Origin of the sequence: Sediminispirochaeta bajacaliforniensis DSM 16054, from assembly GCF_000378205.1 — a bacterium.
GTDB classification, from domain to species: domain Bacteria; phylum Spirochaetota; class Spirochaetia; order DSM-16054; family Sediminispirochaetaceae; genus Sediminispirochaeta; species Sediminispirochaeta bajacaliforniensis.
In genome coordinates, this window is record NZ_KB899411.1 from 102,337 (window position 1) to 119,414 (window position 17,078).

Below are 17,078 nucleotides of genomic sequence, written 5' to 3' on the forward strand. Positions count from 1 at the left end.
CGTGATAACGCTTGCTGGCAAGAATTTCCAAATCCGGGTACAGTAGGTGAGCATGAAAGAGCGAACACCCTATTATTGTATCATGGCGGCTGCAGGAACCAGCAGCCGCATGGGCGGCACATGGAAATTGATGCTTCCCTATGGCGACGGTACTATTATCGAAGCCTCTCTGCGGGCGGCGGCCGCCTGTTGCCGTACTATTATCGTTGTCACGGGCTTCCGGGCAGAGGAACTCGAAAGCTATATAGAAGGCCTCTCCTTCGACCATGCCGCCGTCACAACGGTCAGAAATGACGAATATCCAAAGGGGATGTTCTCAAGCATACGGCGGGGGGTTGCAAAGATGCGGCAAATCGAGGGAAACAATGCCGGGACGCCCTTTTTCATCGCCCTTGCTGATATGCCCGCAGTCACGACTGCAGGATATCGCTGCCTCTGCAGGGAAAGCGGCAGAGCAGAGGTGATTCGGCCGCTCTTTCAGGGATTGCCTGCCCACCCCGTTCTCTGTAGCTACACGGTAGGAGAAACGATTATGGGGGAACCCGATGACTCTGCAATGAAAAGGGTCCTTGCTCAGCATACGCTTTTGGAGCTTCCCATATCAAACAAAGGACAGGTGCAGGACGTTGACACACCGGAGGCCTATCGAATGGCTGTCGAACAGGAAAGGGGTACACGGGAACAATGAATCGCGCTCCTGCCATACTTTTTATATTCCTGATCATCCCGTGTATCGCCTCAGCCCTTCCCCAGGACATGATAGCTCCTCCTGTGCTTTTCAACCTCCACCCCCTTTATACCGCAGGGGCCCAACCCCTCTGCAATCCGGCGCAGACTGCCGGCGAGGGAGAGGTTTTTCTCAAGGCGGCGATAAGCTACGGAAACAATTACATCGTCGAGGGGCTGCAGGACGACGACACCACCATCGACCTCGAGCTTGATTCGGAAGGGGTGGCAGCCGATCTCTCGGCCAGGATCGGTCTGAATAGTCGCAGCGAGTTCATTGTCGGGCTTCAAGCCTCAGGCCAATACGGAGGGTTCCTCGATCCCATCATCAACGGTTTCCACAACCTTTTCGGTTTTCCCAACGGCGGGCGAAAATTGAGGGATCCCAACGAGACGAGTTTCATCGTATATCAGGATCATCAGACCATCCTGGAAACGGATGATAATCTTGGATCGCTTTACATGACTTTGGAACCGAGGTTGCTGCTTTTTCAGGATAAGAGGGTTGGGAAGTTTTTTACAACGATGAGCCTTGGACTTTGGAGCGCCCTTCCTCTCTTCGTCCCCGACCACCCCCTTGCAGCATCGAAAAAAGAGAGCTTCAAGGCAGGAATACGATGCTACCTCGCCGTTGAGACAGGCCCCTACTTTCTTCAGGCCTCAGGCTCACTGGCGGGAACAAGTACCCCGAGGTTCCTGGATTCCGAAGATCTGGACGATCTGCAAGTCCTCTTCGATTTCACCATCGGAAGATGCTTCGGCGAGGAGGTCAGTGCAAAGTTTTCGGTTTCGGGAACAACAAGCCCCTTTCATCTCGGATATGAGCGTACGGATACGTTCTCGGCCGTTTTTTTGCTCGGGGGCTGCCTTCGGACAAGCCCCCGCGACACCCTGGACTTTGGTTTCAGCGAGGAGTTCTCTACCTTTGCCGCAACCGATATCGGCTTTCACATCTCCTGGAGCCACCGCACCGGAGGCCGTTAGACCTTCGGTGCCGGCGCAAAGGGCTTAAAGGTAAGGTTTCCTCCCGAAGCCGAAACCTCGGCCCCACCGCCATCCTGGATCTCCCCTGCGAGCATCATCTTTGCCAGCCGATTCTGAAGCAGATTTTGGATGGTCCGCTTTACCGGGCGGGCACCAAATGCAGGATCATAGCCGAGGGAGGCAAGAAGCTCCTTCGCCTTAGGCTTCAGCACAAGCGAGATATGCTGCGAAGCAAGCCGCCGCTGGAGCCGCTCGAGCTGAATATCGACAATAGAGAGAATCTCCTCCTTACCTAAGCGGTGAAAGGTGATGATCTCATCAACCCGGTTGAGGAATTCGGGCTTAAAGGTGGCACGCATCAGCTGATGTACCTTCTCATTGATTTCGTCGCCGTCTTCAGCCTGAAGAATAAGGTCGCTTCCGATATTACTGGTCATGATGATGATGGCGTTGCGAAAATCAACCAGACGCCCCTGGCCGTCGGTCAGCCTTCCATCATCCAGAAGCTGCAACATGATGTTGAAAACATCGGGATGAGCCTTTTCGATTTCGTCGAACAAGACCACCGAGTAGGGGCGCCTTCTCACCGCCTCGGTAAGCTGCCCCCCCTGATCGTAACCGACATAGCCCGGAGGCGCTCCGATAAGACGACTGACCGCATGCTTTTCCATATATTCGCTCATGTCGATTCTGGTAAGGGCGCGCTCGTCGTCAAAAAGAAAATCGGCAAGAGTCCTGGCAAGTTCGGTCTTTCCAACTCCCGTCGGCCCGATGAAGATAAAGGAACCGAGAGGTCTGGCCTCGTCGGAAAGGCCGGTCTTGTTTCGCCTGATGGCATCACTGACGGCACGGATCGCCTCCTTCTGGCCGACCACCCGCTTTTCCAGGGTCGATTCCAGCTGGAGATACTTTGCCATCTCGCTTGCAAGCATCTTACTGACGGGAATACCGGTCCAGGTTGAGACAACCTCGGCAATATCTTCTTCGGTAACCTCTTCACGGAGCAGCGCGCTTTGGCCCTGCATTTTTGCAAGCTCGGCGCTTTTTTCCTCGATCTGATGTTTGATCTCCGGTATCTTACCATGTTTTATCTCTGCGGCACCGGTGAGATTCCCGTCCCGTTCGAAACGGACCTCATCGCTTTTGTACTGTTCGAGACGACTTTTCAGCTCACGAATCCCATCGATCACCTTTTTTTCATTGTTCCACTGAAGCCGCATGGCGTCCCTACCGCTCTTTAAATCGGCCAGTTCACGGTCGAGCTTCTCCAAACGCTCCTTACTTGCCTCATCATCCTCCCGGACCAGGGCCTGACGCTCGATATTGAGCTGAAGAATTTTTCGCTCGATCTTGTCAAGTTCGATGGGCTGGCTCTCGATCTCCATCTTGAGCCTACTGGCAGCCTCGTCGACAAGGTCTATCGCCTTATCGGGCAGGAAACGGCTGGTGATGTAGCGGTCCGAAAGGGTGGCCGCAGCGATCAGCGCCTCATCCTTGATCCTGACCCCGTGATGTACCTCGTAACGCTCCTGAAGTCCCCTGAGAATGGCGATGGTGCTTTCCACCGAAGGCTCGCTGGTCATCACCGGCTGAAAGCGGCGTTCCAACGCAGGATCTTTCTCGATATGCTTTCGGTACTCATCCAGGGTCGTGGCACCAATTGCCCGCAATTCTCCCCGGGCAAGGGCAGGCTTGAGAAGGTTACTCGCATCGGTGGAACCTTCGGCAGCTCCCGCGCCGACAAGGGTGTGAAGCTCATCGATGAAGAGAATAATCTGACCGTCCGACTCCCCTATCTCATGGATAACGGCCTTAAGACGCTCTTCAAACTCTCCTCTGAACTTAGCCCCAGCAATGAGCGCTCCAAGGTCGAGGGCAAGCAGACGCTTGTTTTTAAGAGAATCGGGGACATCACCGGAAACGATCCTTCGGGCAAGCCCCTCGGCAATGGCGGTTTTTCCGACCCCCGGTTCGCCGATCAGCACGGGATTGTTCTTTGTCCGCCGACTCAACACCTGCATTACCCGACGGATTTCCTCGTCTCTTCCAATGACAGGATCGAGCTTCTCTCTCCTGGCAAGAGCCGTGAGATCCTTACAATACTTATCAAGGACCTGATAACGCTCCTCAGGGTTCTGGTCGGTCACACGCTGATTTCCACGGACAGCACGAAGAGCCTCGAAGGTTCTGTCCCGGGTAACCCCCTGTCGCCCGAGCAAGTCCGCAGCGCCCCCCCCCACGGATAGCATAGCAAGGAGGATGTGTTCAGCACTTACATATTGGTCTTTCAGCCCCTTTGATTCCTGCTCCGCCTTGTGGAGGATATTACCCATCTCCGCAGAAAGGGTAATCTGAGAAGCACTCCCGTAGGCCCTGGGCTTTGATTCGAGAGCCTCCTGGACATCGGCTTCTATGGCTCCTCGATCGGCCCCAAGCCTGTCGAGAAGAGGCGGCACGACACCGTCTTTCTGCCGCAGCAAGGCCAGCAAAAAGTGTTCCGGTTCAATAGTTGAATGATTGTAGTCCCGGGCGATGGAGTCGGCCTCCTGAAACGCCTCCTGTACCTTTACCGTCATGTTTTCGTATCGCATAGATGCACCTCTATCTTATATGTCTATATCTTTTCGGTTGATTGCACTCCGATTTTTCTTTACGCTTATAAAATACTTACGCTTTTGTCGGCGGTCAAATTGAAAGGATGATTATGGAAGAAGAGAAAAAAGACGAACGAATGGTGCTGCTTCACGGTTTCAACAACCAGGAAGCGGTGGCCATCATGAGGGCCGTAAAGTCGGTCATAGAAGATCCCCAGGGAGTGGCTTTTTCGGTAACAACCCCGACGAATATACAGTGGCAGGTCGGTCAGCTTATTCGTGAGGTCAGGGAAGAGCACGAATACATGAAGGAAAACCCGCCATCGACAAAATAGATTATACTCCTTCAACCACCAGAATTCGGAACAGTAGGCAAACTTGAGGGAAATTCATCCATCAATTAAGGCCTAAGCGGCTAATAGTTTCGGCAAGCGCCCTTCCAAGGGCCCTATGGCCATCCTGGTCGAGGTGGATACCATCCACAAGGCTTGAAGATGCAACGGTCGCCACATCAAAAAAGGAACAAGCCAAACGATCTGCAACATCCCTGAAAAGATTTGCAAAATGCAGGGATTTTGCCGCCCCCCCTGTATACGAGGCGGCAAAACAACCCGTCTCGATAATCGGTGGCGGCGCGAGCAAAAGCAGCTTAGGTGCACCTCCGGCGATTCCGCAGCCGCTGGAAAGAATCATGTTTCCGAGGATCTCACAACCCTGTGCCACGGCCTCGGCAGGCAGATTAAACTGCATTTTTAGATCATTTGTTCCAAGCATAAGGACAGCAAGGTCGAGAGGGGCATGCGTCTCAAGACAGGGCATCAGATAACGCTTTCCGTTTCGCTCTTCCATAAGGGGATCATCGAAAAGCGTGGTTCGCCCGCAAAGCCCCTCCTCAATAACAAACCACTCAGGCCCCAGCTTATCTTGCAGGATCCCAGGCCAGCGCTGGTCACGATGATAGCGGCTTCCATCTTCAGGCCTGTGTCCCCAGGTATTGGAATCTCCGTAACATAATGCTGTCTTCATAGTATCTGAATTATCACATAAAAAGGGCTTGACCGACAATCGATCACCTTGTACCCTAAGATGATAACTAAACCGGTTTACATACCAAATCAACAGCGGTCAAGGAGCAATCAGCATGAACAATGTATCCAGCGATCTAATAGAAGCACTATCCCCGAACATCGGAACTTCCCTGAAGAGCGCCGGAACTCTGCGTTCTTATGATCTCTCCATCGATGGGTATGCCATCACCTTTGATTTCGAAGAGGCCGAACTTATGGTAGAGCCGAGAGAGGGCGGTCTTGTAGAACTGACGGTAAGTTGTCACAGCGAGACGGAAAAGAGGCCGTTTCCCGCTCGAAGCGACCAAAGCTGGGCTGTAGAGGAGGAGCCTGCGCCTCTCCTCGTTACCGCAGGAAAACAAGATAACCTCGTCACGGCAGAGTGGGAAGGAGGACGTGTCGAGGTAGAGCCCGTATCCGGGGCCATGATGATATGTGATGCGGACGGGAGAGCCATCTTTGACCTGGCGGATGGAGCGGTTATGCTCTCCCCTACACTCTCGGGTCTCACATTCCTGACGCAAGAAGGCGAACAGTTTTTCGGGCTGGGGGAAAAGAGTGGAAATCTCGATCGCCGAGGCAGGACCTATCAGATGTGGAACAGCGATGAACCGCGTCATACTCCGGAGAGAGATCCTCTGTACGTTTCAATTCCACTGCTTTATCGTCATACAGGCGATAACGTAAGCGCCCTTTTTCTGGACGAGCCGGGAAAAAGCTGGTTCGATCTCGCCGACAGCCGGAGTGATCGCTGCACAGTGGCGGCCCCCCTTTCACGGCTGCGTTTCTATCTTTGGAACGGAGCAAGCATTGCAGATGCCTTTGCCCACTACTCCCGTCTCACCGGCAAACCGCCCCTTCCACCGCTTTGGAGCTTGGGCTATCACCAGAGTCGATACAGCTACTTTACCGAAGAAGAGGTGACCCATCTTGCCGAAACCTTCCGGCAAAAAGCGATCCCTTGCGACGTCATTCATCTTGATATCGATTATATGGAGGGCTACAAGGTCTTTACCTGGAATGGGAAAAGCTTCCCCAATCCCAGAAAGTTACTGACACAACTGAAGGAGAAGGGCTTTCGAGTCGTCACCATCATCGACCCGGGAGTCGGGGCAAAAGAAGAATACGATGTTTTTCAGGAAGGGACCGAAAAAAGATATTTTTTGGCTGACAAGGACGGGAAGCCCTATATCGGGAAGGTATGGCCGGGGAAGGCCGCCTTCCCCGATTTCACCAGGAAGGAGCCGAGCAGGTGGTGGAGCGGCCATGTGAAGCAGCACATGGAATTGGGGGTTTCCGGTATCTGGAACGATATGAATGAGCCGGCCGATTTTACCGGTGATCCCTATAATCGTTATAACTTCACCCTCCCCAATTCCGTCCGAAGCGTCGGAGACGGCGGCGAGGTTCCCTTTGTTCAACTTCACAATGTATTTGGACAGGGAATGTGCAAAGCAACCCGTGCAGGCATACAATCGGCAAAACCGGACGAAAGGCCCTTTGTACTTTCCCGGGCCGGATATGCGGGAATCCAGCGTTATGCGGCCCTTTGGACCGGCGACAACAATAGTTGGTGGGAGCATATGGCAATGTCGATTCCCATGCTCATAGGACTTGGCATCAGCGGGGTGCCCTTTACCGGGTCGGATGCCGGAGGTTTTCAGAGTAATGCCAGCGGAGAGCTTTTTGCACGATGGATTGCCTATGCCGCTTTCACCCCGTTTTTCAGAGGCCACAGCAACCTTGCCACCCGCCCCCATGAACCCTGGGCCTTCGGGCCCGAGGTCGAGAGGGGGGCGAAACTGGCAATCGAGCGACGCTACCGCTTCCTTCCCTATACCTATTCGCTTTTCCACAAGGCGGCAGAAACGGGGGCCCCGATCATGCGTCCGCTCTTTTGGGAGTTCCCGGATGATCCAAGATGTCGTACCGTATCGGACCAATACCTCTTTGGTCCTTCCCTCCTGGTGGCCCCCATACTGACGCCCGGGGCACGGGCACGGTCGGTTTATCTTCCGGAAGGAATATGGGAAGAGGTGGAATCGGGGAAACGCTATCTTGGCGGACAAGATATTCTCGTTAAGGCATCCTTGGATCAGATTCCTCTTTTTGTTCGAACGGGAACAATCCTCCCGATGTGCAAGGTGGCACAGCATACCACCGATGCCTGGTGGAATCCCCTCCAGCTGCATCTCTTTCTCCCCTCACGAGAGGAAGCTTTCGGCGAAAGCTTTTGCATTATCAGGGAAGACGACGGAATCAGTATCTTCTCGGGCGACAAAACCGATTTCCGAACAAGTCGTGCAGTACTTAAACGTAGTTCGTCATCGACATTGCATTTCTCCCTCGCAACGATTGAAGGAGAGGGTCCTGAAACGGACATCGAATTCTATATGCACCGCGGAGAAGATCATCCCACGGAAGTCATAGAAATTCAGCGCGGTGCAGGACCTATCGACTTCTCACTCTGAGAAAGGAGGCGCAAGGCTGTCTCCCAAACGAAGGGAAAAAGGAAGTATAGCGGATTCGGCCTTCTCGCCGCGAATGAGAGAAAAGAGGGCGGCTGCGGCACAGCTGCCCTTCTCTTCCCCAGGTTGCACAATGGAAGAAAGGCGAGGCACGGTAAGATTCGAGATAGATGATCCGTCGAAGGCCAGGACCGAAACGGAGCGGGGAACGGGCATATCAAGTTCCCGCAGGGCACGAAGAGCCCCCGCCGCTATGATGTCGCTGAAGGCAAAGATGGCCGTTGGGAGTGAAAAGGCCTCCTCAGACGGCGATGAAAAAATACGACGAACTGCCTCGGCACCGGCGTCGGGCGTAAGTTCACACGATTCGAATATGAGCACATCATCCGGGTCGTCGGGAAGCGAGAGGGATTCGAAAGCATCATGGATACCTGCAAGACGTCTGGCATGGAGGGAGCTGTAGCGATAATTGACCGGTGGGTCGGGTGCGCACAAGCCAAGGACCAGAATATGTCGGTGGCCCAGAGAGAGTAGATGCTCGGTAGCGGTTTTTGCCGCCTTGCGGTCGTCAATTCCTACCGACGGGACACCAGCCACGGCGTCGCCGTCGATGGTGACAAAGGGAAGCTCCCGACGTCGAAGCGCCTCAAGGAGTTCATCATCAGGATCGAGACCGATTGCGATCATTCCGTCGACAGCGGCCTCGCCAGCGAGTTCTGAGAGGCGCCCTTTCACGGGAGGGATGATGGAAAGGCTTTTTTGTCGCACATGACACTCGCGGCCCACTCCTCGGACAATATCGACAAGATAGGGATTTTCAAAGGAGTGTTCCACGGGTTGAGGGAGTAAAAGGCCTATGGTATCGGAACTGCAGCGGGAAAGATTCCTCGCAAAAGGGTCGGGAATATAGCCAAGTCGTTCGGCTGCCTGAAAGATGGCACGTCGCGCCTGTTCGGAGATTCGTTCGGGGCGGTTGAAGGCAAAGGAAACAGCGGTCTTCGAATAGCCTGAGGCAGCAGCAATATCCTTAATTGTGATTCGTTTCATTCTCAAGTACCCACCTTCTGCGGTTTCTTCAGGCACGTTTCGCTCATACTTTAAAATTGTAATGGAAAATCGACAAAAAAGGGAATCGAAAATTTTCACATAGGGTTTCGATCAAGCCCCCCCTTTTTCTGAGGCAAAAAAGGGGGAGGGACCTTTAGTAGGCGTTATACCGAGGAGCTTCGTTTTGCATGACCTGGACAACCTGCCTGGCAATTGATGAACGTAATTCAACGATGGCGGTCTCCGAATAAAAGGCGATATGGGGAGTGAGCAGCAGAGAAGGCAAATGGGCGATCTCCTCAAACGACTTCGGAGGCTCTTCGGGAAGCACATCGAGGGCCGCTCCCCTTACTTTTCCCTGACGAAGAGCGAGGGAAAGCGCATCTACGTCGATGACCGGCCCCCTGGAAGTATTTACAATATAAGCCTCAGGCTTCATGAGCCCTATCATGGCAGCATCTACAAGGTTTTTGGTTTCATCGGTAAGAGAACAGTGAACCGTGATGCAATCGGCATATTGCATAAGGTACGGCAGGGCGACCCTACGCACACCATGGGAATCGAATGTCTCCTGAGATACATAGGGATCATGCGCAATGCAGGGAAAGCCAACGGCCTGCAGCTTTTGCGCAATTCTCCGGCCGATATGCCCAAAGCCGATGATACCGATGGTAGTTTGTGACGAAGCCTTTATCGGCGTGAGTTTCGTAAAATCCCACATTCCCTGTTTAACAAGATCGGTACCGGAGGCTATTTGCCTCTGCAGGGTCATGATCATGGCCAATGCATGGTCGGAAACTTCGTCGATACAATATTCGGGGTTATGGGCGACATAGATCCCCAGCTCCTGGGCAGCAACGACATCGACATTGTCGATACCAATGCCATATCGGCTGACAATCTTGCATGAAGGAAGGTGTTCAAGCACATTGCGGGTGATTGGAGCATATTGAACGATAACGGCATCGGCATCGGCAGCAAAGTCGATAAGCTCTTGCTCATCCCGGAGATGGGCCGATTTCAGCTCTCCCCCGGCTGCTTCAATAATTTCTCGTTCAATCCTGGTATCGGGGTAATCATAATCAACTTGCGCAACAAGAAAACTCATACGGCCGCACCCTCTCCCAGGGAAAAAAGAACCCTCATTACCCCATCCCCCTGTTTTGCTGCCTTAAAGGCCTCCTGATATTGTCTAAGAGGGAAGACGCGGTAGAGCTTTGAGAGCTCGATGGTAAGCCCTTCAAGCAATTGTATTGCGCGTTTAAAGTCATAGTATTCATATACCCTTACTCCGACAAATGAGATCTCCTTAAAGGCGATGGGCGTATATGAGATCACCCGATCCTGAGGAGGCACCGCAACGATGACCACCTCTCCACGCACCCTTGCAAGATCAACGGCGGAACGGAGCGTCGGCGCCCCTCCCGCTGCGTCAAACACCACATCGAAGCCTTTCCCGTCTGTTACCTCATCCCGTCTGGTCATATCGCCATCGGAAGGAAGATCGAAGAGAGAGAAACCCATTTCTTCGATAATCCTCCGCCGAAAGGGATTAATCTCTGCGATATGGACCTCCGCTCCGGCCTGGCGTGCCGCAGTAGCAACAAAAAAACCGATAGGGCCGCCTCCTATGACCAAGACGGTATCCATGACCTTTGTTCGAGACAAACGTACCGCATGAACTCCAACCGCCAAAGGTTCGACAAGCGCCCCATGCACCAACGGGATGGAATCGGGAAGACGGTAGACACTTTGTGCAGGAACGACACAGTAATCGGCAAAGCCTCCGTCCTGGTCGATGCCGTACAAACCAAGGTTCGCACAGACGTGCGGGAAACCGGCACGGCAACTGTAGCAGGTTCCGCAGCTGATAAGGGGCTCTACAATCACATGCTCTCCGGGAGTAAAGGTGGTATCACTGCCTGCCTTATCTATAATTCCGGAAAATTCGTGTCCCATTGTTAATCCTGCCTTGGCCCTCGGATGTTGCCCGTCGGAGATATGCATATCGGTGCCGCAGATACCTGCGTAGGCTATTCGTATACGTACCTGGTCCTTGTTGGGCTCCGGAATCGGTTTTTCTCCAATCCCGATCGTTGCGTTGCCGCGATATTCAAGTGTTCGCATAATCTTGTTATACCTCTCTTACCATTCGACTATTACAAAGATGCGAGGATTCCACCGTCGATATAGACGATTTGTCCTGTCATAAAATTGGATCCCCCTCCGGCAAGAAAAAGAACGGCTGAACATAGTTCCGCTTCATCACCCCACCGCTGCATAGGAGTCCTTTGTTTAAGCCACGTATCAAAGGCTTCATTGGCTTTCAGGGGTTGATTCATCTCAGTTTCAAAATATCCGGGACCGATACCGTTCACTTGAATGTTGAAAGCGGCCAAGTCAATGGCCATGGCTTTTGTCAGCATCTTTACACCGCCCTTTGAAACGGTATAGGCAGGGATCCCCGGACGGGCAAGCTCACTCAGCAAAGAACAGGTATTGATAATCTTTCCACTCTTTCGCTTTGCCATATATGCTGCAACGGCTTGCCCGACGTAAAAGACACTATCGAGATTCGTTTTTAGTACGGTCTCCCAGTGTTCTCTGCTCATGGTGAGAAAGTGATCGCGTATATTGATTCCCGCATTGTTCATGAGAATATCGATTGGTGCGATATTCTCCTCGATATGATCGATTCCCTGCCGTACGGCCTCTTGGTCGGTAACGTCGAAGGAAACAGCGTATACATCGTAGCTCTCCTGTTTCATTGCCAAGCGGGCCTGCTCAAGACGATCCTTATCTCTGCCATGCAGGATAACGGTGGCACCTTCGGCCGCAAACGCCCTGGCAAAGGTATTCCCCAGGCCTCTACTTGATCCGGTGATAAAAACAGTCTTCCCTAAAAACGATTCCCCCGTACTTTTCATAATGGCACACTGCTTTTGGCTTCCGCAAAAATTGAGAGAATCTTGTCCAGATGCTTCCGATCGGCAACCGAACCCATATGGCCGATACGCACAACAAGCCCCTTGGACGGGCCCAAACCGCCGCCTATAAGAATGCGGTGCTGCTGCTTGAAATACTCAACAAGTTCCCCAGCCTTGCCGCCGGGGATGGTAACAGCCGTAAGCCCGTGAGCATAGCCATCTTTTATATACAGTTGAAAGCCCTGTTTTTCCAATTCCGTTCGGAAATACCTGGTAATAGTAGCATATGAATCGATATGCTGCTCATAGCCGTCTTTAAGCATATGTTTCAATGCAACCGTCATCGCTCTCACAATCGGCACGGCATGAGTTACAAGCTGCGGATGCGTCGGCCCCCAGTAGGGTTCGTAACGCTTCCATACCTTGAGATTGAGATACCAATCGGGACGGGAAGTCGTTTCCATAAGAGACCATGCCTTCGCATTAAAGGCCAATAAGCCCAGACCCGGAGGGGATTCAAGTCCCTTCTGAGAAGCGGAGGCGCAAACATCAACACCCCACCGGTCCATCAGCATCCGCTCTACCCCTATCGATGATACTCCGTCGACAAAAAAGACCGTGTTGGAGTCCCTTGTGAGTGACGCCAACGTCTCTATCGGGTTGAGAATACCGATAGAGGTTTCGACCTGTACCGCCATCAAAACATCGTAGTGCTTTTTTGCAAGAGCCTCCTTGACACGCTGGCAATCCACAGCCTGTGCAAAGCCAAAGTCCAGAAGTTCAACTTTCGGCGAAAAGCCCTGCGCCATCTCGAACAATCGATTCCCAAAAAAACCGTTGCTAACGACCAGCACCGACTTGTTTCCATAGACAAGGTTGCCTATTCCCATATCAAGGGCCGCACTGCCTGAGCCCGGAACAATATAGAGTTCACCCTCTGCTTGAAACATCTGTTTAGCCAGTGCGGTAGTCTCTTTATAAAGCTCTGCCCATTCCGTCCCGAAGTGAGGCATCATGGGAGCCGCTAACTCCTCGAGAACCTCCCCGGACAGTTCGATAGGCCCGGGAATAAAGAGCTGGTATTCTTCTTTGATCATACGGTCAACCCTCCCCTCCTTTTGTGTGTATTAAAGAATTTGCTTAAGAAAGCGCTCAACACTTTCATGTCCAGGATCATGAAAAAAATCGACCGGGGTTTTTGTGGCAACAATCTTACCGGCATCCATAAAAGATATTTTGTCGGCAGCTTCTCTGGCGAACCCCATTTCATGGGTAACAACAAGCATTGTCCTGCCTTCATCAGATAGCTGCTTCATGACATTCAGTACTTCACCAATCATTTCCGGATCAAGGGCCGAAGTCGGTTCATCAAACAAAATAAGATCTGGTTCCATTGCAAGCGCCCGCACAATTGCGGCACGCTGCTTTTGCCCCCCGGAAAGTTCTCCGGGTAGGGCTTTCATCTTTTCGGCAAGACCGACTTTATGGAAATAGGATTCAACCTTTTCGATGATTTCGGCCTTTTGCTTGTTCAAAGACTTCATTGGGCCTAACAAGGCATTTTCAAGGACCGTCATATGAGGGAATAGATTAAAGGACTGAAAAACCATCCCGCATTTTTTTCGAATAGCCCTTGCACGTTTTTTTGTTACCGCTTCTCCTTCGACAAGGATCTCTCCCGCATTAATACTTTCAAGATAGTTAATACATCGTATGAGCGTGCTTTTGCCGGCACCGCTTCTGCCGCACAGAACATGAGTTTCTCCATCGTAGAATTTCATGTTCAGATGATCTAATACAACAAGATCATCCTCAAACTGCTTAACGACATCCTTGAATTCGACCACTACTCGTTTATCCTGTTCCATATATGATAATGCTCCCTAGAGAATCGTTTTTGCTTTTATTCTTCGCTCTAAATGTTTCGAAAGATTTTCGAGAAAAAAGCAGATTACAAAGAAAAAGACGGCAACAATAACGTAGACAGTGATAGGCCGATACACAACCTGCATGATCTGTCGCGCATTGTTTAACAACTCCATAACCCCGATGGCCGAGATAAGCGTTGTATCCTTTATCAGAATAATGTATTGCCCAACAAGTGAAGGAATAATTGAAAGCCAAACTTGCGGCATGATCACATGCACCATTTTCGCAATAACGGACAAACCGATAGAATCGGCACCCTCGTGTTGTCCTTTTGGAATTGCAGAAATACCGGCACGGACAATCTCCGCAATATATGCTCCGTGATAAACAGAAAGTACCACAATGGCTGTAACAATTGGGCTGACAAAACTTCCGGAAAAGAAGACAAGCAGCAGTAATGTCAGAGGGGGCAGGCCTCTCATTGCTATGATATATGCAGAGACGATGTAGCGTATGGCTGGTATCTGTAAATAGCCAAGAATACCGATGATAACACCAAGCACTAAGGAAATAGCTACGCTTGCAGGAATGACTTCTATAAGCGCTATGACGCCGGTGCTGAGAAATTTTACTATTGTTATTATATCTGCCATAGACCTACCTCTTCACCTTATATCGTCGCTCTATCTGTTTTGAGAGAAGGGTCAAAAGAAAAAATATGAGAAGATACAGTATTGCCGAAATAATAAATCCGGAGGTGTCAAATGTTCGTGTGTATATACTGTTTGCAGTACGCGTAAGTTCACTGATCATGATCATGGAAAAAAGCGAAGTGTCTTTTATAATAATGGAAATCTGCCCGGTAACTGCGGGGACGGCGTCTCGTAGAGCTTGGGGAAGGATAGCGTAGCGAATAACAGAGAAGCGAGACAGACCAAGGCTTTCACCTGCTTCCCAGTCGCCCCTGGGCAAGGCCTCGATATAGCCCCGAATAATTTCACTGATGAAAGCCCCCTCGTTGAGAGCCACACCAATAAGACCGCAAAAAAATGCCGGCATTCGAATACCGATAAACGGCAGCCCATAAAACAAGAGAAATAGCTGTACAAGAAGCGGAGTATTTCTAAAGACCGCAATATAGGCCCGCAAAAAGCATGTTAATCCCTTCAGTCGTAAAGCAAGCAACATCGATATGAGAATCGCAAAGAGCACAGCCGCGCATGAGCACACAATAAAGTAAAACAGGGTTGTGCCGAAGGCAGACAGGATCTTAGGCCACCATTCTATCAAAACATACAAATTAAAATTCATAACCGTTCCTGTTTTCGTAGGCTTATACAATGACGCAGAAAATGGTACAGCCTCCTACCCTCAGAAAGCGGCAAAAGGCTGCTTAATGGCGGATTGCTAGTACTATTCCATCAACTTCCAACCTCGAAGGTTGGTACGTAGTCGTAGCCCATCCATTTTTTGAAAATCTCCGCATATTTTCCGTTCATCTTGATCAAGCGCATAAACATGTTGGCCGAATTTGCAAGTTTCGGCGAATCAAAACGGGTTGCAAAAGCGAGAGAGTCCCAGGCTATTGGTTCAGGAATTAATTCGAATTGATCTTTATACATTTCCATAGATGCAACGAGCTGGAGTTTGTCATTCAAATACGCATCGGCACGCATTGTCTGCAAAGCGACAGCATTATCCGCATTTGTTCCATTTGTCTTTATCTGGGCATTGGGAAAAAGCTTCTCTGCAAGTTCCTCATAAATACCGCCGGTAGTAGTGGTGAGAACAACATCTGGATTATTCAATTCGGATAGGGAATGGAATGTCCCCTTGCGCACCAAGGCATGTGCGGGAACAGCAACGAAAGGCTCGATAAATATCATCTTTCCGGCACGGGCGGTCGTTCGCGTAAGACAGGTTGTAAGCATATCGACCTGGCCCGTAAGAAGTGACGGTATGATGCCGGCCCATTCAAAGGTTCGAATCTCAAGCTCCACTCCCAATTCGTCGGCAAACATCCTGGCAAGTTCAATGGCCAAACCATCGATTTCACCTGTCTTCGGATCCTTGTACGCAAAGGGGGGGGTTCCAAGCTCCGTTGCAACAACGAGCTTACCGTCCGCAAAAATCTGATCCATTGCATCTTGAGTCCCGCCTGCAGCCATTGCGGAACCACCTGTAGCTACTGTTTTTGAGGCGCTCTGAGAACATCCCGTTAAAAAGAATCCCAAAGCCAGCGCAAAAAGGCAAAAAATGATTGCGTTTTTCTTTTTCATAAGACCTCCTTATGGTTTTGAAACGTTGTTTTATTATTTATAAACCGTCGTTCCTAATATGTCAATAAAAAACGCTCATAAAAAAAGACCTGAACATCGAAGGGATGACAGGTCTTACAAACCACAGGAAGCTCTAAACTGCCGGGAAAGGACGCTACGCTATATACCCAATATCTTTTGATATGGCATTGGCGGTTTCCATTATCCACTCAAGATAAGTATCCTTTTCGTCTTCCGAGAATCGAAACTCCGGCCAGGTAATGCTCATACCGGCGACCACATTCCCAAATCGATCCCAAATGGGAGCCGCCAGACAGCAAATATTCTCTTCGTGTTCGCCAAGATCCTCTCCATAGCCCTGATTACGGACTTTCTCGAGTTCTTTAAGGTAATCAGCTTCATTATTGATTGTCTTCGGAGTGTATTCCCGATAGCCAAGACCACGCAGAACCTCATGGAGCGTATCTTCATCGCTATAGGCCATAAGAACCTTTCCAAGCGCAGTGCAATGAAGGGGGGCTTTTTTTCCTATCCGGGACAGCAAAGACAATGAGTATTCCGCATCAACCTTATGCACATAAATGATGGACTTTGATTCTGCGTCCAAAATTGCCAAATGGACGGTTTCGCATGTTCGGTGAGCAAGCTTTATCATGTGCTTATTTGCGATCTTGTTGAGGTCATGCAAATCCAATGTCATCAATCCAATTTGAAACAGCTTTACCGTAAGGGAATAACGCTCTGTTACAGGGTCCTGAGAAACGTAATCCAATTCTTTCATCGTCTGAAGAAAACGAAAGATGGTACTTTTGGACATGTACATGCGTTTTGCCAGGTCACTAAGCCCAAGCTCCCGCTCTTTTGCCAGTTCCTCTATAATGCCAAAGACCCGAATGACCGAGGTAACAGAAGTCGAATTTTCTTGTTTCGCCATAAAATTTCCTTTTTTCGCTAGAAAACACTCTACATATATACCTAATAAGCTTCAGCGTGTCAAATATAACATACGAAGTTTCGACAAACTTGAAATGTTATTTTATTATTTACAAAACACTATTTCATTTTTTATTGACAGACACATACTTTTCCGGGATACTGCGGATATACGTACTATTTA

General features: G+C 50.6%; 16 protein-coding genes. 4 read left to right on the plus strand and 12 right to left on the minus strand.

The window, feature by feature from the left end; genetic code table 11:
* Positions 1-52: 52 nt before the first annotated feature.
* Both F459_RS0107265 and F459_RS0107270 read left to right on the plus strand, forming a co-directional pair.
* On the plus strand, positions 53-688 hold the full coding sequence (locus F459_RS0107265; RefSeq protein ID WP_020612069.1) for a nucleotidyltransferase family protein: 636 nt from the start codon (positions 53-55) through the stop codon (positions 686-688).
* Entirely contained in the window at positions 685-1,710 is a 1,026-nt protein-coding gene (locus F459_RS0107270) for a DUF3187 family protein (RefSeq protein WP_020612070.1), read from the plus strand. Before F459_RS0107265 ends, F459_RS0107270 begins: the two co-directional genes overlap by 4 nt.
* On the opposite strand, the gene clpB is transcribed toward F459_RS0107270, so the two are convergent.
* A complete protein-coding gene (gene clpB / locus F459_RS0107275) occupies positions 1,707-4,301 on the minus strand; it encodes an ATP-dependent chaperone ClpB (RefSeq protein ID WP_020612071.1) in 2,595 nt (864 codons plus the stop codon). The two genes, F459_RS0107270 and clpB, sit on opposite strands and share 4 nt — an antisense overlap.
* Before the next feature lie 113 nt (positions 4,302-4,414).
* On the opposite strand from clpB, the gene F459_RS0107280 reads away from it, so the two are divergent.
* A complete protein-coding gene (locus tag F459_RS0107280; protein WP_020612072.1) occupies positions 4,415-4,639 on the plus strand; it encodes a DUF3783 domain-containing protein in 225 nt (74 codons plus the stop codon).
* A gap of 61 nt (positions 4,640-4,700) precedes the next feature.
* Here F459_RS0107280 and F459_RS0107285 read toward each other — a convergent pair whose 3' ends face one another.
* Positions 4,701-5,330 (minus strand): SGNH/GDSL hydrolase family protein, encoded by a 630-nt coding sequence (locus F459_RS0107285; protein ID WP_026294939.1) that lies wholly within the window; start codon positions 5,328-5,330, stop codon positions 4,701-4,703.
* A gap of 115 nt (positions 5,331-5,445) precedes the next feature.
* On the opposite strand from F459_RS0107285, the gene F459_RS0107290 reads away from it, so the two are divergent.
* On the plus strand, positions 5,446-7,842 hold the full coding sequence (locus F459_RS0107290) for a glycoside hydrolase family 31 protein (RefSeq protein ID WP_020612074.1): 2,397 nt from the start codon (positions 5,446-5,448) through the stop codon (positions 7,840-7,842).
* Here F459_RS0107290 and F459_RS0107295 read toward each other — a convergent pair.
* From F459_RS0107295 to kdgR, 10 genes are all read right to left on the minus strand, one after another.
* A complete protein-coding gene (locus F459_RS0107295) occupies positions 7,834-8,886 on the minus strand; it encodes a LacI family DNA-binding transcriptional regulator (RefSeq protein ID WP_033301406.1) in 1,053 nt (350 codons plus the stop codon). The two genes, F459_RS0107290 and F459_RS0107295, sit on opposite strands and share 9 nt — an antisense overlap.
* 154 nt (positions 8,887-9,040) lie before the next feature.
* Positions 9,041-9,994, minus strand: a complete 954-nt coding sequence (locus tag F459_RS0107300) for a C-terminal binding protein (protein ID WP_020612076.1) — start codon at positions 9,992-9,994, stop codon at positions 9,041-9,043.
* Positions 9,991-11,013, minus strand: coding sequence for a zinc-dependent alcohol dehydrogenase (locus F459_RS0107305; protein WP_020612077.1), 1,023 nt, complete (start codon positions 11,011-11,013; stop codon positions 9,991-9,993). The genes F459_RS0107300 and F459_RS0107305 overlap by 4 nt, the downstream gene beginning before the upstream one ends.
* A 32-nt stretch (positions 11,014-11,045) precedes the next feature.
* A complete protein-coding gene (locus F459_RS0107310) occupies positions 11,046-11,813 on the minus strand; it encodes an SDR family oxidoreductase (protein WP_020612078.1) in 768 nt (255 codons plus the stop codon).
* Complete coding sequence (locus F459_RS0107315; protein ID WP_020612079.1) at positions 11,810-12,910, minus strand: pyridoxal-phosphate-dependent aminotransferase family protein; 1,101 nt, start codon at positions 12,908-12,910, stop codon at positions 11,810-11,812. Before F459_RS0107315 ends, F459_RS0107310 begins: the two co-directional genes overlap by 4 nt.
* A 30-nt stretch (positions 12,911-12,940) precedes the next feature.
* Positions 12,941-13,681, minus strand: coding sequence for an amino acid ABC transporter ATP-binding protein (locus F459_RS0107320; RefSeq protein ID WP_020612080.1), 741 nt, complete (start codon positions 13,679-13,681; stop codon positions 12,941-12,943).
* Between the two features lie 15 nt (positions 13,682-13,696).
* A complete protein-coding gene (locus tag F459_RS0107325) occupies positions 13,697-14,335 on the minus strand; it encodes an amino acid ABC transporter permease (protein WP_020612081.1) in 639 nt (212 codons plus the stop codon).
* 4 nt (positions 14,336-14,339) lie between these two features.
* Positions 14,340-14,993 (minus strand): amino acid ABC transporter permease, encoded by a 654-nt coding sequence (locus F459_RS0107330; protein WP_020612082.1) that lies wholly within the window; start codon positions 14,991-14,993, stop codon positions 14,340-14,342.
* A gap of 110 nt (positions 14,994-15,103) precedes the next feature.
* On the minus strand, positions 15,104-15,961 hold the full coding sequence (locus F459_RS0107335; protein WP_020612083.1) for a substrate-binding periplasmic protein: 858 nt from the start codon (positions 15,959-15,961) through the stop codon (positions 15,104-15,106).
* A gap of 154 nt (positions 15,962-16,115) precedes the next feature.
* Entirely contained in the window at positions 16,116-16,895 is a 780-nt protein-coding gene (gene kdgR / locus F459_RS0107340) for a DNA-binding transcriptional regulator KdgR (protein ID WP_020612084.1), read from the minus strand.
* Between the last annotated feature and the right edge of the window lie 183 nt (positions 16,896-17,078).